The 18,527-nt window shown below is 62.9% G+C and carries 18 protein-coding genes; 7 read left to right on the forward strand and 11 right to left on the reverse strand.

All coding sequences use genetic code 11. The annotated features are described in order from the left end of the window. Nucleotides 1–10: 10 nt before the first annotated feature. The 6 genes from L981_RS21745 to L981_RS21765 form a co-directional block, all read right to left on the reverse strand. Nucleotides 11–988, reverse strand: a complete 978-nt coding sequence (locus tag L981_RS21745) for a magnesium transporter CorA family protein (RefSeq protein WP_043620938.1) — start codon at nucleotides 986–988, stop codon at nucleotides 11–13. A gap of 358 nt (nucleotides 989–1,346) precedes the next feature. Beyond that, complete coding sequence (locus tag L981_RS21750; protein WP_043620940.1) at nucleotides 1,347–2,510, reverse strand: Mrp/NBP35 family ATP-binding protein; 1,164 nt, start codon at nucleotides 2,508–2,510, stop codon at nucleotides 1,347–1,349. Nucleotides 2,511–2,890: 380 nt separating this feature from the next. Further along, entirely contained in the window at nucleotides 2,891–3,409 is a 519-nt protein-coding gene (locus tag L981_RS21755; RefSeq protein ID WP_052201936.1) for a flavin reductase family protein, read from the reverse strand. Continuing rightward, nucleotides 3,403–4,473: an LLM class oxidoreductase gene (locus L981_RS21760; protein ID WP_052201937.1), complete on the reverse strand. Its 1,071-nt coding sequence runs from the start codon at nucleotides 4,471–4,473 to the stop codon at nucleotides 3,403–3,405. The genes L981_RS21755 and L981_RS21760 overlap by 7 nt, the downstream gene beginning before the upstream one ends. Further along, on the reverse strand, nucleotides 4,473–4,670 hold the full coding sequence (locus tag L981_RS36060) for a glutathione binding-like protein (protein ID WP_197067180.1): 198 nt from the start codon (nucleotides 4,668–4,670) through the stop codon (nucleotides 4,473–4,475). The genes L981_RS21760 and L981_RS36060 overlap by 1 nt, the downstream gene beginning before the upstream one ends. After that, the gene (locus L981_RS21765; RefSeq protein WP_197067181.1) at nucleotides 4,671–5,096 is read right to left on the reverse strand and encodes a glutathione S-transferase family protein; all 426 of its coding nucleotides are present in this window, start codon (nucleotides 5,094–5,096) and stop codon (nucleotides 4,671–4,673) included. It abuts the gene before it with no gap. A gap of 214 nt (nucleotides 5,097–5,310) precedes the next feature. Here L981_RS21765 and gcvA point away from each other — a divergent pair, with 214 nt between their 5' ends. After that, nucleotides 5,311–6,204: a transcriptional regulator GcvA gene (gene gcvA / locus L981_RS21770; protein WP_043620942.1), complete on the forward strand. Its 894-nt coding sequence runs from the start codon at nucleotides 5,311–5,313 to the stop codon at nucleotides 6,202–6,204. A 190-nt stretch (nucleotides 6,205–6,394) separates the two neighbouring features. Here gcvA and L981_RS21775 read toward each other — a convergent pair whose 3' ends face one another. The 3 genes from L981_RS21775 to L981_RS21785 form a co-directional block, all read right to left on the reverse strand. Then, a complete protein-coding gene (locus tag L981_RS21775) occupies nucleotides 6,395–7,168 on the reverse strand; it encodes a LuxR family transcriptional regulator (protein ID WP_052201938.1) in 774 nt (257 codons plus the stop codon). A 143-nt stretch (nucleotides 7,169–7,311) separates the two neighbouring features. Beyond that, nucleotides 7,312–8,052, reverse strand: coding sequence for a LuxR family transcriptional regulator (locus tag L981_RS21780; protein WP_043620943.1), 741 nt, complete (start codon nucleotides 8,050–8,052; stop codon nucleotides 7,312–7,314). A gap of 195 nt (nucleotides 8,053–8,247) precedes the next feature. Further along, entirely contained in the window at nucleotides 8,248–9,066 is an 819-nt protein-coding gene (locus L981_RS21785) for an IclR family transcriptional regulator (RefSeq protein WP_043620944.1), read from the reverse strand. A gap of 150 nt (nucleotides 9,067–9,216) precedes the next feature. Between L981_RS21785 and L981_RS21790 the strand changes: the two genes are divergently transcribed. The 5 genes from L981_RS21790 (at nucleotide 9,217) to L981_RS21810 (ending at nucleotide 14,260) form a co-directional block, all read left to right on the forward strand. Next, nucleotides 9,217–9,987 carry an SDR family NAD(P)-dependent oxidoreductase gene (locus L981_RS21790; RefSeq protein ID WP_043620945.1) on the forward strand — a complete coding sequence of 257 codons (771 nt, stop codon included), beginning with the start codon at nucleotides 9,217–9,219 and terminating at the stop codon, nucleotides 9,985–9,987. Beyond that, nucleotides 9,987–10,904: a 2-dehydro-3-deoxygalactonokinase gene (locus L981_RS21795; RefSeq protein WP_043620946.1), complete on the forward strand. Its 918-nt coding sequence runs from the start codon at nucleotides 9,987–9,989 to the stop codon at nucleotides 10,902–10,904. Before L981_RS21790 ends, L981_RS21795 begins: the two co-directional genes overlap by 1 nt. A 15-nt stretch (nucleotides 10,905–10,919) precedes the next feature. Then, the gene (locus L981_RS21800; protein WP_043620947.1) at nucleotides 10,920–11,555 is read left to right on the forward strand and encodes a 2-dehydro-3-deoxy-6-phosphogalactonate aldolase; all 636 of its coding nucleotides are present in this window, start codon (nucleotides 10,920–10,922) and stop codon (nucleotides 11,553–11,555) included. Then, nucleotides 11,555–12,439 carry an SMP-30/gluconolactonase/LRE family protein gene (locus L981_RS21805; protein WP_043620948.1) on the forward strand — a complete coding sequence of 295 codons (885 nt, stop codon included), beginning with the start codon at nucleotides 11,555–11,557 and terminating at the stop codon, nucleotides 12,437–12,439. Before L981_RS21800 ends, L981_RS21805 begins: the two co-directional genes overlap by 1 nt. A 96-nt stretch (nucleotides 12,440–12,535) precedes the next feature. After that, a complete protein-coding gene (locus L981_RS21810; RefSeq protein ID WP_043620951.1) occupies nucleotides 12,536–14,260 on the forward strand; it encodes an IlvD/Edd family dehydratase in 1,725 nt (574 codons plus the stop codon). Nucleotides 14,261–14,323: 63 nt separating this feature from the next. Here L981_RS21810 and L981_RS33405 read toward each other — a convergent pair whose 3' ends face one another. Beyond that, nucleotides 14,324–15,418, reverse strand: a complete 1,095-nt coding sequence (locus L981_RS33405; protein WP_156134185.1) for a hypothetical protein — start codon at nucleotides 15,416–15,418, stop codon at nucleotides 14,324–14,326. Between the two features lie 358 nt (nucleotides 15,419–15,776). On the opposite strand from L981_RS33405, the gene L981_RS21820 reads away from it, so the two are divergent. After that, nucleotides 15,777–16,394: a PRC-barrel domain-containing protein gene (locus L981_RS21820; protein WP_043620957.1), complete on the forward strand. Its 618-nt coding sequence runs from the start codon at nucleotides 15,777–15,779 to the stop codon at nucleotides 16,392–16,394. A gap of 63 nt (nucleotides 16,395–16,457) precedes the next feature. Here the strand turns inward: L981_RS21820 and L981_RS21825 are convergent, their stop codons facing one another. Next, nucleotides 16,458–18,506, reverse strand: a complete 2,049-nt coding sequence (locus tag L981_RS21825; RefSeq protein WP_043620959.1) for an NADH:flavin oxidoreductase — start codon at nucleotides 18,504–18,506, stop codon at nucleotides 16,458–16,460. Between the last annotated feature and the right edge of the window lie 21 nt (nucleotides 18,507–18,527).

Raw genomic sequence — 18,527 nt, forward strand, 5'->3', positions numbered from 1 at the left:
CTACTGGCGTTCAAAGCCAGCCTTTCCAGCGAAAAAAGAAAAAGGGGATCACGGCCGATATCACCATCGCCGCGATCGCCCAGGGATAACCGAATTGCCATTCCAGTTCGGGCATGACGCGGAAGTTCATGCCGTAGACCGAGGCGACCAGCGTCGGCGGCAGGAGCACGACCGACGCGATCGAGAAAATCTTGATGATGGCGTTCTGCTCGACATTGATCAGGCCGAGCGATGCATCGAGCAGGAAGGTAATGTTGCCGGAAATGAAGCCGGCATGTTCGGACAGCGATTGGATATCGCGCGAAATCGAGCGGCAGAGTTCGCGCGTTTCCTTGTCGTCCTGCACCTGCGGGACCGTGTAGACGAATGTCAGCAGGCGCGAGAGCGAGGCAAGGCTGTCGCGGGTCTTGGCGACCAGGCGATGATGCCCGGCGACGTCGCGCAGGCGCGCCTCGAGAAAATGCGGCGGGCGGCGCTTGCCGGCCGCCTTGTCGCCGAAGACGGCGATCGACAGATCGTCGATCTTGGTCACGGCCTCTTCGAGAATTTCGGCAGTTCGGTCGGCGATCGTTTCCAGCAGCCGGGTCAGAACCACCGCGCCGTCGCGGCAGTTTCCGGGGAAACGATGCATCGACGCCTTGAAGAGCGCAAAGGACCGGGGTTCGGCGTATCGGATGGTGACGAGCCGGCTACCCGCCAGGATAAAGCCGACGTCGGTCAGGCCGGGTATCTCCGTCTCCGACCGAAACACCAGCGACGCCGTCATGAACACGGCGCTCTCCTCGACATAGAGACGGCTCGAAGGCTCGATGTCCTTGAGGTCGTCGCGCGTCGGGATGGAGATGCCGAGCAGCTTTTCCATCATCAGGTCTTCGGCCTTGCTCGGTTCGAGCAGATCCACCCAGATGACGTCCGGGCGCAAGCTATCGGGCGGCTCGGCGGGCGTCAGGACGACGGCCGTTCCATCGGCGCAATAGCCGGTGATCATGCGAGCATCCTCGTCATGCCAACCTTAGGGTCGAATGGAAGAGGCGAAAGGTCGTGCGCCACAAAATACCCACAATAGAGATCCATCGGATGGAACGTTCCGCCAGTCAGGACAAAGTCTTCAACTCAGTCATCGCGAGAGGCCAAGATCTCGGGCGAGAGGGCGTCAAGTTGGGCACCTTCGCAAGTGCGGCAAGGCATATGGCGCAACGCAAACGCAAAATCAATGCCCTCTTGCAATCCGGCACGCGGGCATGCGCCGCCAGTTCGGCGCCACCCTATCCCATGTTCGCCTAAATCAAAATCGAATCAAGGGCAAAACTACGCGGGGCGAAGAGCCAAAGTTCCCGTGGGGAACTTCACTCGAACACGATGTTCGGCGCGGCGCGGCTCTTGTCCTGCTGCGTGGCCGATACCTGCTCCCAGACCTTGGTCGCGATATCGCGATAGACGCGCGCGACTTCGCCGGCCGGATCGGAGGCAACCAGCGGCGTTCCCGCATCCGACGTTTCGCGAATCCCCATTGTCAGCGGCACTTCGCCGAGGAAGGGCACGCCGATGCGTTCTGCCTCCTTGCGGGCGCCGCCATGACCGAAGATGTCATAGCGATTTCCGGTGTCGGGCGCGATGAAGTAGCTCATGTTCTCGACGATGCCGAGCACCGGGACTTCCACCTTGCGGAACATGGCGAGGCCCTTGCGGGCATCGATCAGCGCCAGGTCCTGCGGCGTCGAGACGATGACCGCGCCGGCCAGCGGCACCTGCTGGGCCATGGTGAGCTGGGCGTCGCCCGTGCCCGGCGGCATGTCGACGACGAGAACATCGAGATCGCCCCAGGCAACTTCGCGCAACATCTGCAGCAGCGCCGACTGGATCATCGGTCCGCGCCAGATCATCGCCACTTCCTCATCGACGAGGAAACCCATGGACATGACCTTGAGGCCGTAATTTTCCATCGGGCGGATGAGCCGGCCCTCGATCTGCTGCGGCCGGCCGGAGATCTTCAGGAGCCGCGGCATCGAGGGGCCGTAGATGTCCGCGTCGAGCAGGCCGACCTTCAGGCCGTTTGCCTTGAGCGCCAGCGCCAGATTGACCGAGGTGGTCGACTTGCCGACACCGCCCTTGCCCGAGGCGACGGCGATGATCGCGCCGACGCCGGGGATGCCCGCCTTGGCAGGCGGTCCGCCAGCCGGACGCGGCGCGTGGGAATGGCCTGCATGGGATGGCGCCTGCGGCTGCGGGCGCTGCACCGGCGCACTGCCGGCGGCAGCCTTGCGATCGGCCGTCAAAGCGACCATTGCCGCGGTGATCCCGGGAATGTCGCGCACCACGCGCTCGGCTGCAGCGCGCATCGGCTCCAGTTCCTTGGCGCGTTCGGCCGGCACGGTGATCGAGAAATAGGCCTTGCCGTCGGAGATGAAGACGTCAGACACAAGCCCGAGGTCGACGATGTTGCCTTCCATGCCCGGGCCACGCACCGTGCGCAGTTTTTCAAGCACCACTTCTTTCGTGACTTCCGGCATCGCGCCCTCTCATTCTTTTGTTATCTCTTAGATAGTCGAGGCTAGGCGCTTCGCCAATGCGACATATCGGAAAAAGCAAGGGCCACCACCCGCCTTGGTGTCCGTACATCCGGGATCACCTTTGAGCGGGCAGTGGCCCTTTTCATCGCGACCTTCGTGGGCGCTGTCTTCTTTTTAGTCCCCTCTGGACATGCCAATAGAAATGCAGGATGCGTGCCAGATTCACATCCGGCGAAAATAATCAGCAATTTCAGAAAGATAAACTCATACTCCGCTTATCGATCGACGATGGCATATGCCCAGTTTCTGAGCAACCGTCTGCAAATCGTCCAATGATGGAGCAGATTGCCGGGATGCTGGCGAACGAAAGACCGTGCCCGCTATCTCGAATCGGGCCCGGCCGTCCCGTGTTCGGCAAGCGACCGGAATTCCCGCCTCCAGTATACCAGCGGTGCGCCAGCTTCGATCTCTGCGTGTTTGACTTCGGCCGTGACGAGCATGTGATCGCCCAGACGCACCCGGTCTCGCACCCGCGCAGCAATCCAGACCAGAGCATCATCGATGCGAGGCAGGTCATTCTCCTCGCACCAATGTGTCAGGCCAAAGCGATCGATACCAGGTGTTGAAAATCGCCGGGCTATGTCGTGCTGCCTGGCTGCGAGCAGATTGAAGCCGATCGGCGAGCCCACGTCGAGGCGACGCAGAAGGATGGACTCCTCCTTCATCGCAAACATCAGCAATGGAGGATCGAGCGAAAGAGCCCCCACCGATCCGACCGTCGCCCCGTAGCGCTCCCCTCCGGTTCCCACCGTTACGATCGTTACTGCGGTAGGAATCTGCGCGAACAGCGATTTCAACGCCGCATCGGGTGAGGCCGCGTCCTTGGCCGGTGTTACCATTTTGCGGCAAGCGGCTTCGGCCCCTCCAGCGACGGAAATTGGGGCAAGACCTCTTCCGCCAGTTCCTGAATAATTTCGGGCGCCGGCCGGCCGGCGAACTGCATTCCCAGTGCGGCGTGATTGACCCCTGCCTCGCGCCACTCGCCGAGAAGATCGATCAATCCCTTTCGACCCGTCTTGAGGACGAAGCCGCCGCGAAGCGGCGTTCTCGGGAAATTCGGATCGTCGGCGAGGTCGATCCATTCATTGGTCATGTGCGGCCTGAACCCGCCATCCGCGATCCGCTCGCGCCAGGCGCGTATGTTCAGAGCGAGCCGCCGCGGACCATCGGCCGTATGCGTGGATTGCGGATAGGTCAACCAACCGTCGGCCTGTTCCGCGACCCATGCGGAGGATTGCCGGCTGGAACCCGTGACGATCAGCGGAATTCGGCCGACCGGCGGTTTGGGCAAGAAATCCGCGCCGGTGACCATGCCGAGGCCCGTATCGATGGCCAAACGTCCGGGGGCAAGGAGTTGCCGGAAATAGGCTACGGCCTGCGCAAACCGAGTACCCCGCTCGTCCATGTCCAGGCCATAGGCCGGGAACTCGACCGGTCTGTCGCCCGATGCGATTCCGAGTACAAGCCGACCGCCTGAAAGATGATCGATCGTGCTTGCCGCCTTTGCCAGATCGATCGGATGCCGAAGCGAAAAGATCGCGCTGCCGGTCGCCAGCGCGATCCTGTTCGTGCGCGCGGCGAGATAGGACAGGTAGGTGAAAGGTTCGAAAAGCTGCCCGGCGTCGCCGAATGCGGGATCGAACAACGGTACGTCACGCACCCAGACTGCCGCAAAGCCGCGCCGATCCGCCTCAGCGACAAGATCAGCCTGCCCCTGCAATACCGCCATGTCGCCTTGATAGAAACGCAGCGGCAGGAAGATGCCGACGGTCAGGTGATCTCGGGCGAACATGCGTCGATAGCCCGGGTGGTCGGCAAACGTCTCGGACGAAGCGCCCGCGAGCGCGCCGGACGTTGCAATACTTGAAGTCGCAATGTTCAAGGGAAACTCCTCTTCTATCATCAGGGGCCGGTCGCCGGCGCAGGAAGCAAGACGCCGCGCGCGACGGCCGGGCGTGCACTCACCTGTTCGTGCCAACGCGTCAGATATCGGTGCTGGGCGAAGGTGAAACCGCTGATAGCCGCGATATGAGTCCAGCCGAACGTGGCAATGTCGGCGACGGAGTAGTCCTCGCCCGCAAGCCAGCGATTGCCGGCCAATTACCCGTCGAGAACGGCGAAAGCATCGTCGGTCAAGCGCCTGTAGCGGTCGATGGCGGCAGGGATCTTCTCATCGGCGAAGATCTCGAAATGGACACGCTGGCCGAGGATCGGTCCCATGCTCGATGCATGGAACTGCAGCCACTTGATCGCCTCCCAGCGCGCCCTTTGCTCCTTCGGCAGGAGCCGGCCGGTCTTCTCGGCAAGGTAGAGCAGGATGGCCGCCGACTCGAAAAGGATGATGCCCGTCTCGCGATCCACGATCGCGGGGATGCGGCCATGCGGGTTAAGGCTGAGGAATTCGGGCCGCCGATGCTCGCCCTTGTCGATGTTCACATGGTGCAGGCGATAGGGCAGCGCCAGTTCCTCGAGAGCGATCGTCGCCTTGAAGCCGTTCGGGGACGATTCCGTGTAGAGGTCGATCATCTGCCAGCCCTCCTTACCAGCGCCAGCCACGCGCTGGCGTCCGCCTCTCGGCGACTGTCCTTGTGTGTCGAGATCTCCATAGCCAACCGATCCGCTTTGAAATTAAAATTGAGGAAAGCTCAGTTATGGCTTCCCCTTCACGTGCAGAATTACCCATTTTCATAGCGGATCGGAAACGATACGATCTGAGCAAAGAATTTAGGAAAACTACATAATGAACCCTGTTCTCCCGCTCCTTGCCCTGAGGGCCTTTACCGAGACCGGCCGGTATCGCAGCCTCAAAAAGGCCGCCGAAGCCATGGGCGTTACGTCCGGAGCAGTGAGCCAGCAGATCAGACAGTTGGAAGAGCGCCTCGGCGTGACGCTATTCACACGCACACGTTATGGCGTTCGCCTGACCGAAGCGGGCGCCAAGGTTCACCCGGCCCTTGTCCTGGCGTTCGACCAGATCGCGTCGAGCCTCGAAACACTGGAAGCCATCAACGCCCGACCGACGTTGACCATCAGCACGGTCCCATCCTTTGCAGCATCCTGGCTCGTGCCCCGTCTCGGGCGGTTCACAAGCCGACATCCACATGTGGAGGTCCGCGTCGAGGCAACGGCGAGCTTGGTCGACCTGCACAAGGACCGGGTCGACGTTGCCATTCGGCACGGCCTCGGGGAATATCCCGGCCTCGTGGCGGAGCGTTTGATGGCACCGGTGCTGTTGCCGGTCATATCTCCGGCCCTGCTTGAAAGGGGGCCACGACTACAGGTGCCAGTTGATTGCTTGGGCTACCCACTGCTTCAGGATTCTGACAGAGCCGATTGGCAGTTGTGGTTTCGGGCAATGGGCGTCGCCGACGATCCGCGCGCTGAACGCGGCGTGTCATTCGAGGATGATTTCCTGCTTTTGCGCGCTGCAATCGCCGGACAGGGGCTGGCGCTGGTGCGGGACGTCTATGCGGTCGATGACATTGCAGCCGGCCGCCTGGCGCTCGCACTGGACCTGCCTTGGCCGACTGACTTCGCCTACTATGCCGTCACGATGCCGAACGCCGCGAAACGCGACCTGGTACGGGCCTTCATCGATTGGCTAAAGGACGAGGCGGCAAAAGAGCGGATTTGAAACCGGGGCGCCTTGAAACGAATCGGCGGCTTCACATCGCGGTGGCTGTCGCCATGCGTTTAAAGGAACAGACCTCACCGATACCGGAGTGCTTTGGGACGAGACGAGCGCAATCCCTTGGCACAGCTGGTCCGCCGGATCGGCCAGGAGCCGATAGCGGACTACAGCCAAGCGTGAACGGGGTCGCCGCCTAGCTGATGTAGCCCTTCTTCATCGCCTTCACGACCGCCTGGGTGCGGTTGACGGCGTCAAGCTTCTTGGTCACGTGGTTGAGGTAGTGGTTGACCGTATGCTCGGAGAGCCCGAGGATGCCGGCAATCTCGGCGCTGGTCTTTCCGGCCGCCGTCCAGCTCAGGCACTGGATCTCGCGCTCGGATAGTGCGGCACCGCTGCTTTTCCACACGGAGCCAATTTCAGCGAGACGGTTATAGACATGGATTGCAATCATCTGCAGTTCCATGGTCACCGTCATCGGCAGTTCGACTAGCGGGCCCATCAGGATGACCGCGCCACGGCCGCCCTCTGCGTCATGCACCGGGAAGTAGCTAGCCTGGAAGATGCCGTTTTCGCGCAGCATCGCGATGTATTCGGCCGCCGTTTCCGGCTTGCCGCCCTCGCCCTCCCACGCCGCAAGCGTCACCTGGAACGGCGTCGTCGTCTCGCGCAGGCGGCGCACGCCGGTGCTGAAGCGCAGCATCGACAGGCTGTCATACTTGTTCAGCAGTTCGGCCGGCATATTGGAGATGACCGTGCTCGCAGCAAGGCGCTCCACGTCGATCGAGGGGATCGAGCAGATCAGAAACGTCTTGAAGCCAAAGACCTGCGTGATCCGCCGCATGTAGCGGATGATATCGAACTGGGTCTCAAGCTTTGCGATCTCGGACGCGAAATCGCCGCCCCGGGGCAGATCTGCGTCAGTCATCCCGGTCGTCATCGTATCCTGCATTCGCGCGTTCCATGGCATTCATCACGTATCAAATAGACCGAGCAGCCTGCCAATGCCAACAGATGATCGAAAATCCCTGCCGCCTCGACCCAAAAGTCTGTGTATTTCCCCTCGTGAGGGCCGATATGGCCATCAGCCTCGCGCACGACGCGTGCCGGCGATCAGTTGATCAACCCGGCGCGCACGGCCTTTGCAACGGTCTGAACGCGATTGACCGAATCCAGCTTGCGCGTTGCCCGGTTGAGGTAGTGGTTGACCGTATACTCGGACAGCGCCAGAATTTTCGCCATTTCGCTGGTGGTCTTGCCGGCCGCCGCCCAGCGCAGACACTCGACCTCGCGGCGCGAAAGGCTTCCCGCTCCGCGCTTGTCGCGATCGCGAACCTCCATGTATTTGCTGTAGAGCACACCGGCCCAAAGATTGAGCTCCTGAAGCTCGTCATTGGAAACCACGGGGCGGTCGCCGCCAAAGGCGATCGCGGCGCGGTGGCCGCTCGCATCGTGCACCGGCAGATAGAGGCCGCGCGGCATGTTCGCCTGTTCGAAGACGCAGACCGCCGCGTCGCCCTTGCCGTCGGCACGGCGGCGCGCGAGCTGGTGCGCGTCGTAGGTAAAGGGAATGGTGCTGCGCCGCAGCCGCTGGATCACCGGGCTGCCGTTGATCAGGCCCGCGCTGTCATAACCCTTGAGAAAGGCAGCCGGGTAGTTCGTCATCAGTGCGCTGACCGACAGGCTGTTGCTCTCAGTCTCCGGAATGGCCAGCACCAGGAAACCACGGAAACCATAGGAATCCGCAACCTGGGCAATCACGCGCCTGATATCCTCTTCACAACAAATCGGCCCACGGATGGTTCGCCCATCAGGAAGCGCCAACGCCGACAAATTCGCGCTGAAATCGATCATCTTCCGCCCTTCTCCACATCCGGTTCCATGCGGGAACCGGCCGCTGACGCCGCATGAAGATCACGTCAAAAATTTATACCAATACCAAAAACGAACCAGACTAAGACCATCCACGAACCTGAGTCTGATATATTAAAGCTATCGAGCGAGACGCGCCACGTCCAGTCGATGTTTCTAATTTACCGTAAAGTGAATTCAAGGTCCACCACGGCCGGGCCCGAGACGGATCGCCGCGTCCTCGCCAACCGCTTGCGCCGCGGCCCGAACCGCAGCTGCCCAGGCCGACAATTGATCCATGGTGACCCGGTAGGCGGGCCCCGTCACCGACAGGCCGGCCGCAAGTTCGCTGCCGGGAATGAGGATGGGCGCGGCAACGCAGCGGATCTCCGTTTCATGCTCCTCGCGATCGAAAGCGTGTCCGTCGCGCCGGATTTCCTCGATCTCCGCCAGCAAGGTGGCGGCCGAGCGATGGGTGTGCGGCGTGAAAGCGTGAAACTCGGTTCGAGCCAGAACGCCTTCCAACTCCGGCTGCCCAAGCAGGGACAGCGCCGCTTTGCCGATGCCGGTGCAATAGGCCGGCGAGGCCTTGCCGATCTGCGAACTCATGCGCACCGTCTGGCGGCTCTCGACCTTGTCGACATAGACGATCTCGGTCTCGCGCAGGATGCCGAGATGCACGGTCTCGCCCGTCAACTCGTGCAGGCGCTGCAGGTGCGGTTCGGCAACATCGCGGAAGCGATTGGCAGACCAGGAGCGGTAGGCAAGCGTCAGCAGCCGGAGGCCAGGCTCATAAGAGAGGTCGCGACGCTGGATCAGCAGTCCTTCCTCGACGAGGTGGCTGAGTAGCCGATGCAACGTGCCACGCGGCTGGCCGGACCGGGCGAGAATATCGGTGAAGCGCTGCGGGCCGTCGGCGGTGACCACCGCTTCCAGCACGGCGATCGCCTTGCCGAGCGTGCCCGTGCCAGCCTCCGCACGACTCTCGTCCCCGCCGCCTGCCTCTTTGCTCGTCATCGTCGCTCGCTTGTGTCCGATTGCCGTCGCGCGATCGGCGCGCGACCTTGACAAGATAGACGCTTCGACGCGATAATTCCATATAATAAAATCAAGTTCCAAATATTGGAACAATAATCTCGTCACAAAACTGATCGGGGATACAGGAATATGCCGGTGCCGAGGGCACAGATTCATGATCTCAAAGACCGCGCGGTGCTGATCACCGGTGGCGGTTCCGGCATTGGCGCTGCGCTTGTCGAGGGTTTCGTCGACCAGGGCGCACGCGTGGCCTTCGTCGATATCGACGAACGGGCAAGTATCGACCTCGTCGAAAGGCTCGCCGCCAGGGCCAGCACGGCACCACTCTATATTCCCGCCGACTTGCGCGACATCGACGCGGTAAAGAAGGCCGCGGAGACTGCGGCGACCGCGCTCGGCGCGGTCCATGTGCTCGTCAACAATGCCGCGCGTGACGATCGCGAGCCGCTGGAGAGCGTGACAGAAGAGAGCTGGGACGAGAGCCAGGCGGTCAACCTCAGGCATCTGTTCTTCATGAGCCAAACGATTGCGCCGCATATGCGCCAAGCCGGCGGCGGGTCGATCGTCAATTTCTCCTCGATCGCCTATCTGCTCAACATGGCCGAAATCCCGGCCTATGCGACGGCGAAGGCTGCGATCGTCGGCCTGACCAAATCGCTCGCCGGAAAGCTCGGCCCCGACAATATCCGTGTCAACGCGATTCTGCCCGGCATGATCGTCACCGAGCGACAGAAGCGGCTGTGGCTGAGCGACGCGGCGATCGCCGGCATGCAGGAACGGCAGTGCCTGAAGCGAAGCCTCACCGCCGACGATCTCGTCGGCCCTTGCCTATTTCTCGCGTCGGCTTGTTCCTCGGGCATGACCGCGCAAACAATGATTATAGATGGAGGCGCACTGTGATGACGGCAGCCTATTATGCCGCGGTCGATTGGGGAACGACGAGTTTCCGGCTGTGGATCATCGGCGAGGACGGCACGGTACTCGCCGAACGCCGTAGCGGCGAAGGCATGACCACCGCCAACAAGACCGGGTTCCATTCGATCCTTGAAAAACACCTGTCCGCCGTCGATGCGCCAGGCCACCTGCCGGCGATCATCTGCGGCATGGCCGGCGCCAAGCAGGGTTGGGTCGAAGCCGGCTATCTCGATACGCCGGCCGCGCTCGCCGATATCGCCTCCCATGCGGTGGCGGTGCCGGATCTCGATCGCGACATCCGCATCTTGCCGGGCCTCGCGCAACGCGACCGACGGCATCCGGACGTGATGCGCGGCGAGGAGACGCAATTGCTCGGCGCGGCCGGCGATCTCGGTCGCGGTCGGCATCTCGTCTGCATGCCGGGCACGCACAGCAAATGGGTGCGGCTCGAAGACGGCGCCGTCAGCGGCTTTTCCACCTTCATGACCGGCGAATTGTTCGACGTGATCTCCAAGCACTCGATCCTCAGCCACTCGATCGCCGACGCCCATGCCTTTGCCGGCGACCACCCCGCCTTTGCGGCGGCGGTGGCCGAGGCGCGCACCAATCCGGCGCTTGCCACCAGCCTGATCTTCGGCGCGCGCTCCGGCCAACTGCTGCACGGCGCAAGCGCGACCGATGCCAAGGCGTTGCTGTCGGGCACGCTGATCGGGCTTGAGATCGCCGGGGCGCTGGCTTCGGCCAAGACGATCGACAGCATCTGCCTCGTCGCCTCCGGTTCCCTCGGCACGCTCTATCAGGCGGCGCTCGAAAGCCTCGACTGCCCGCTCCAGGTGGTCGATGCCGACACCGCCGTCCGCTCCGGCCTTTCGACCGCCGCCCAGGCGATCTGGCCCCTCTGAACGAAAGACACGCTCATGACCCGCATTCCCTTTCCGCCGATGAAGTACCCGCTGATCGCCATCCTGCGCGGCCTCAAGCCCGAGGAAACCGCAGGCGTCGTCGGCGCTCTGATCGAAACCGGCTTCACCGCGATCGAGATCCCGCTGAACTCGCCCGATCCGTTCCGCTCGATCGAGACCGCCGTGAAGATGGCGCCCGAGGGCTGCCTGATCGGCGCCGGCACGGTGCTGACGACGGCGCAGGTGGAACAGCTTGCCGATGTGGGCGGCCGCCTGATGGTGAGCCCGAATGTCGAGCCAGCGGTCATCTCGCTTGCCGCAGAGAAGGGCATGGTCACCATGCCGGGCGTGCTGACCCCGACCGAAGCACTGTCGGCCGCAGCAGCCGGCGCGACCGGCCTCAAGTTCTTTCCGGCAAGCGTGCTCGGCCCATCGGGCATCATCGCGATCCGCGCGATCCTGCCGCCAGAGCTTGAGATCGCTGCCGTCGGCGGTGTTTCCGACGCGAACTTCGGCGACTACGCCAAGGCCGGCATCCGCAGCTTCGGTCTCGGATCGAGCCTCTACAAGCCCGGCATGAGCGCGGCTGAAGTCCGCGAGCGCGCCGTTGCCACCATCAAGGCCTACGACGCCGTCTACGGAGCACAGTGATGAGCGACACCATTCCCTTTGCCGGCAGCATTCTCTGCGAAGCGACGTCGATCCTCGGCGAAGGCCCGACCTATGATCCGGCGACCGGCACCGCCTGGTGGTTCAACATCAAGGGTCAGGAACTGCATGAGCTGCACCTGGAAAGCGGGCGCAAGACCGTGCATGCCCTGCCCTTCCTCGGCAGCGTGCTCGCCGTCATCGATCCGGCCCGGCAACTGATTGCCTCCGACCAGGGCCTCTTTGTCAGGGATACGCGGACCGGTGCCCTCAGCCTGCTCACCACGCTTGAGGACAAGCCGATCAATCGCTCGAACGACGGCCGCGTGCATGCGTCCGGTTCGCTGTGGATCGGCACCATGGGCCGCAGCGCCGAAAAGGGCTCCGGCGCGATCTATCACGTCGCCGGCACCAGGGTGACGAAGCTCTACGACGCCATCACCATTCCCAACAGCATCTGCTTCTCGCCGGATGGAACCGTCGCCTATTTCGTCGACACCGACATCAACCACCTGATGCGCGTCGACATCGATGCCGAGACGGGACTGCCCAAGGGCGAACCGAGCCTGCTCGTCGATGGCAGCGGTGAAGCTGGCGGCATCGACGGTTCCGTCTGCGATGCCGACGGCCTGATCTGGAACGCCCGCTGGGGCAGCGGCACGGTCGATGTCTACCGCCCCGACGGCGCGCGCATCGCGCGTTACGCGATGCCGACGACGCAGCCGAGCTGCACAGCATTCATCGGGCCGAAGGCCGACCGCATGCTGGTGACATCCGCCTGGCAGGACATGGACGAGGCAACGCGTGCGGCGGACCCGCATGCCGGCAAGACCTTCGACCTCGGCGTCAGCGTCAAGGGACGGCTCGAGCCGTCTTTCCGTCTCTGACCGGAAATTCTTGGCCACGGGACTCTTGGCGAAACGCCAATAAAAAGTCATACAATTCAGCCACGCGTTGGATCGCATGGTGAGGAGGAAGCTCGCATGAGCGACAAGAAGAAAGAACTGCGCAGCCGTCACTGGTACGGCGGCACCGACAAGGATGGCTTCATCCATCGTTCCTGGATGAAGAACCAGGGATTTCCGGACCACGTCTTCGATGGCCGCCCGATCATCGGCATCTGTAACACCTGGTCGGAACTGACCCCCTGTAACAGCCACCTGCGCATCCTGGCTGAAGGCGTGAAGCGCGGCGTCTGGGAAGCCGGCGGTTTCCCGGTCGAGTTCCCGGTGTCCTCGCTCGGCGAAACACAGATGCGCCCGACCGCGATGCTCTTCCGAAACCTGCTCGCCATGGACGTCGAAGAGGCGATCCGCGCCTATGGCATCGACGGCGTGGTGCTGCTCGGCGGCTGCGACAAGACCACACCCGGCCAGCTGATGGGCGCTGCTTCCGTCGACCTGCCGACGATCGTCGTCTCCTCCGGCCCGATGCTGAACGGCAAGTGGAAGGGCAAGGACATCGGCTCCGGCACGGATGTCTGGAAGTTCTCCGAGGCCGTGCGTGCCGGTGACATGAGCATGCAGGAATTCATGGCGGCCGAAAGCGGCATGTCGCGCTCACCGGGCGTGTGCATGACCATGGGCACGGCCACCACCATGGCCTCGATCGTCGAAGCCATGGGCCTGTCGCTGCCGACCAATGCGGCACTGCCCGCCGTCGACGCCCGCCGGATGGCGCTGTCGCACATGACCGGCAAGCGCATCGTCGAGATGGTGCATGAAGACCTGCGCCTGTCGAAGGTGCTGACCAAGAAGAATTTCGAGAACGGTATCATCGCCAATGCCGCCGTGGGCGGCTCGACCAATGCCGTCGTGCACATGCTGGCGATCGCGGGTCGCGCCGGCGTCGATCTCTGTCTTGAGGATTTCGACCGGGTCGGAAGCCAGGTGCCCTGCATCGTCAACTGCATGCCATCAGGCAAGTATCTGATCGAAGACCTCGCCTATGCCGGCGGCCTGCCGGCGGTGATGAACCGCATCCAGCACCTGCTGCATGCCGACGCGCCGACGGTGTTCGGCGTGCCGATCAGCAAATATTGGGAAGACGCCGAAGTCTATAACGACGACGTGATCCGCCCGCTCGACAATCCGCTGCGGGCAGCCGCCGGCATTCGCGTGCTCAAGGGCAACCTTGCGCCGAACGGCGCCGTCATCAAGCCGTCGGCGGCCAGCGAGCATCTCTTGGTGCATGAGGGCCCGGCCTATGTCTTCGAGACGATCGAGGAACTGAAGGCGAAGATCGACGATCCGGACCTGCCGGTCACGGAAGACACGATCCTCGTGCTCAAGGGCTGCGGGCCCAAGGGCTATCCGGGGATGGCCGAGGTCGGCAACATGCCGATCCCGCGGCGCCTCGTCGAAAAAGGCGTGCGCGACATGGTGCGCGTGTCCGACGCCCGCATGTCGGGCACCGCCTTCGGCACCGTGGTCCTGCATGTCAGCCCGGAATCGAATGCCGGCGGGCCGCTCGCCATCGTCAAGACCGGCGACCGCATCCGCCTCGACGCGATGAAGGGCGAACTCAACCTGATGATCAGCGAGGAAGAGTTTCAGACGCGCATGGCCGCCTGGCAGGCGCCGCCGCAGAAATGGACCCGCGGCTACTACAAGCTCTACCAGGATACGGTGCTGCAGGCCGACAAGGGTGCTGACCTCGACTTCCTCGTCGGCGCCAGCGGCAGCGAAGTGCTGCGCGAAAGCCACTGACGGGTTCGCATCCAGTTCGAAGCAGAAGCGCTCCAGATACCCCGCCCATCCGGCGGGGTATTTTTATCCGGCCAGGGGACGGGAGCCCAATCGCGAAAGGCTCGAGGCCGGCGAACGCAGCCGCACCCAGGTTTCAAAGCCGTAGATGGCAAGCCCGAGCGCGATGAAAAACTCCTTGTACTCGGTCGGGTCCCAAAGGCGCACGAGCGTGGAAGCCTGGAGGATGAACAGTTCCTGGATCGCGACAATCAGAACGGCGCCGGCCGTCAGCACGATGAACTCGCGCCAGTGCCCCGCCCTCAGCGCGATGTCGGCGATCACCAGCAGTATGATCACGGTCATCATCACCATCATCTGTGTCGGCAGCATGCTCCAGTTGTCGCTGTTGAAGGCGGCCATCGGGGCGCTTGCCACCAGCACCAGCACGCTCGGGGCGAAGGCATCGAGCCGGCCAAGACTGACGTTCTTGCGCAGATAGAGCCAGACGAAGGGCGCGAGCGTCAGAAGGAAGAAGCTGCCGGTGTAGTAGAGCAGCTCCGAGAAGCCGGTGGAGATGTTGTGCAGGTTCAGTTCCTGCTGCTTGTTGAGCGCGAGCAGGCCCTCCGGCGTGTCGATGCCGAAGACGCGCTGCATCCAGGATACCTCCTCCATGCCGACCACGAAGAAGCAAAGCGCCAGAAGCGCTGCAAAGGCCGCGGCCATCCAGGCGCGGCGCCCCATTCCCGAACGGGCCACGCGCAGCTGCCCGACGGCGGTAAATGCAAAGAAGCCGCTGGCGATGAAGATCAAAAGGGCAGACGCCCATTCGACCAGGCCGTCTTCGCGGGCCAGAAGGCTGAAGCTGAGGGGATCGGCAACGAACACCAGCGCCATCAGCACGGCGAGCATCCAGCTGGCGACACAAAGCCCAAGCTCACGCCCGGACGCCAGCCGCAGCTCCGGCGCGCCCAGCCAGGCGGCGTCGCGGGTAAATCCCTGAACAGCCGCCAGCGACAGGCTCAGCGCCACCCAGGCATGCCAGAGATTGTAGGGCTCGACGCCGGGAACCCGCTCCGAAAAATAGCGCAGGCCGAAAAGATTGCGCTCGATCAGAACGAGGCCAGCCATCGCCAGAACGGAGAGCAAGGAAATCGAAAGAAAGCGGCGCGGCAAGAACATCGTGAAAACCATCCCGGCATAACAGGGTGACGACGCTGCGCGCTATTTCCTGCCATCGGACAAGTATCAGCAAGAACACTCAAGAATTCATGAATGACCCTAAGTACATAATTGATCACTAAAATACATATATTCGGAAGATGAAATACATGTCCGCAGGAGATTGCCGGCAATCCTTGGAAAATCGCGATCCGAGGCCACGCTCACCGGCAACGGATCTTTCGTCCCTGAAACTTTGACTATTTTTCCGGAACCGTTCGCGCCCCCGGGCGTTGACACCATATCACCGGCGCGGTGGACCTGGCGGCAGAAGCCAGGCCCGCGCCCTGATCGAAACGTCAAGGAAAGGCAGTTTGAGATGATCAAGAAACTCGTAACAACCGTCGCAGCCGGCGCGCTCTTCGCGGGTCTTACTGTCGCCCCGGTGGCTTTCGCGCAGGACGCAACCAAGCCGATGGATCAGCCGCAGACGATGCAGCCGGCGCAGCCTGCGCCGGACGCCACGGCTCCGGCCGACCAGGCCGAAACGAAGCCGCCGATCACGGAAACCAAGCCTGCTGATATGGCGCAATCGAACGCCACCTATCTGACCGAGCAGGAGAGCGATCAGATCGCGGCCAGCACCTATATCGGCCAGAGCGTCTATAATGCCGGTGACGAAAGCATCGGCGAGATCAACGACCTGATCATGAAGAAGGATGGCGGCGTGGAAGCGGCCGTGATCGGTGTCGGCGGCTTCCTGGGCCTCGGTGAAAAGGACGTAGCGGTTCCGTTTGATCGCATCACGATTGCCGAGCAGCCCAACACGGACAAGCTGAAGCTGACGACGACGGAAACCGCCGATACGCTGAAGGCGGCTCCGGAATTCAAGACCAAGTCGCAGAAGATCGCCGAGCAGAACGCCAACCAGCCGGTTGATACATCGACGACCTCTTCGACAAGCACGGCACCGGCACCGGCTCAGCCGCAGCAGTAATCGGTATCAGGTTGTTGTTGAGTGCGCAGGGAGCGGCGGTTCACACCGCCGCTCTTGCCGTGTTCAGACGAGCACGCCGTAACGCAAGGCATCGTAGATCCCCGCATGGATGTTGCGGCTGGAAACCGCATCGCCGATGCGGAACATGTCGAAACCGGCATCCGGGTTTTTCTGCGGGATGGGGTTCTCGCCGCGAAGCAGCGCCTTGTAGTCGACGGCGCCCAGATTGCGCGAAAGCGGCTTCAGTTCACGATAGAGGTCGTCCATCGGCATCGTGCCATGCTCGACCACCACTTGCGCCACACGTCGCTCGACCGTGGCCTTGTCCGAAAAATCGGAACCGAGCGTCGCCACCAGGCCGTTGCCCTCCCGCCGCACGGATTTCAGCCGCGTGTTGATCGTCACCCGGACATTGTGTTCGGCAAAGGCGGCGGCATAGGGCACATGGTTCATGCCCCCAACCTCGGGCGCGAACATGCGCTCGGGCGAGACGATTTCGAGCTCGACGCCGGCACGCGCGATCAACTCGGCCGCCGTCATGCCGCTATGGGCACCGTTGTCGTCATAGAGCAGCACCGGCCCCTCCGGCTTCACTGTTCCGGCGATGATATCCCAGCTCGACACGACGAGGTCGTCGCCTTTGTCGAGTGCGGGATTTTGGGCAATGCCGCCGGTCGCGACGACGACGAGATCCGGGACGCGCTCTTGAATGTCGTCCACGCCGGCAAAGATGTTGTAGTGGATCGGCACGCCGAGCCGCTCCAGTTCGGAGAGCCGCCAGTCGACGATGCCGATCAGCTCGCGGCGGCGTGGATTGCGCTGGGCGAGCAGGATCTGGCCGCCCGCCTCGCCGGTCGCCTCCAGCACCTCCACCTGATGCCCGCGCTCGGCAAGCACCCGGGCCGCCTCGAGCCCAGCCGGGCCGGCGCCGACGACCACGGCCTTGCGCTTCGGCCCTTCGCTTTTGCGGATGACATGCGGCACGATCGCCTCACGCCCGGTAGCGGCATTGTGGATGCAGAGCGCACCGCCGCCTTCATAGATGCGATCGAGGCAGTAGGTGGCGCCGACGCAGGGGCGGATTTGGGCCTCCCGGCCCTCCTCGATCTTCCTGACGATGTGCGGGTCGGCGATATGGGCGCGGGTCATGCCGACCATGTCGAGCTTGCCTTCGGCAATCGCGTGGCGGGCGGTCGCCACATCGGCGATGCGGGCGGCATGGAAGACCGGGAACTTCGTCGCCGCCCTCACCTCTCCGGCGAAATCGAGATGCGGTGACGCAGCCATGCCCTGGATCGGGATGACCTTGGTGAGCGGCGCGTCGTGATCGATATGGCCGCGGATGACGTTGAGGAAATCGACCTTGCCGGACCCCGCGAGCCGCCGGGCGATCTCGACGCCCTCCTCCTTCGAAAGCCCCTTGTCCCAATCCTCGTCGGCGACCATGCGGATGCCGACGATGAAGTCCTTGCCCACGGAGGCGCGGATGGCGTCGAGCACCATGTCAGTGAACCGCAGGCGGTTGTCGAGCGAGCCGCCGAAGGCGTCGTCGCGCTGGTTCGTTGCCGGCGACCAGAAACCGTCCATCAGATGGCCGTAGGCCTCTAGCTCGATACCGTCGAGACCGGCGGCCTGCATGCGGCTTGCCGCCGCTGCATAGTCGCTAACGATGCGCTCGATGTCCCAGTCCTCGATCTCCTTCGGAAAAGAACGATGCGCCGCCTCGCGCACCGGCGAGGCGGAGAGCACCGGCAGCCAGTCACCCTTGTTCCAGCCGGTGCGGCGGCCGAGATGGGTAAGCTGGATCATCACGGCGCAGTCATGCTCATGACAGTCGTCGGCGATCTTCTTCAGCCACGGCACGATCTCGTCTGAGTAGGCGTGGAGATTGCCGAAGGCCGGCGGCGAATCCTCCGACACGATCGCCGAGCCGGCGGTCATCGTCAGCGCCATGCCGCCCTTGGCCTTTTCCAGGTGATAGAGCCGGTAGCGGTCCTTCGGCATGCCATCTTCGGAATAGGCCGGCTCATGAGACGTCGACATGATCCGATTCTTGAGCGTCAGGTGTTTCAGGCTGTAAGGCTGCAGCAGCGGGTCTTTCGACGATGTCATTTCCTGTTCCTTGAAAGGCGA

It is taken from the genome of Ensifer sp. ZNC0028, from assembly GCF_000799055.1.
Taxonomy (GTDB): Bacteria; Pseudomonadota; Alphaproteobacteria; order Rhizobiales; family Rhizobiaceae; genus Ensifer.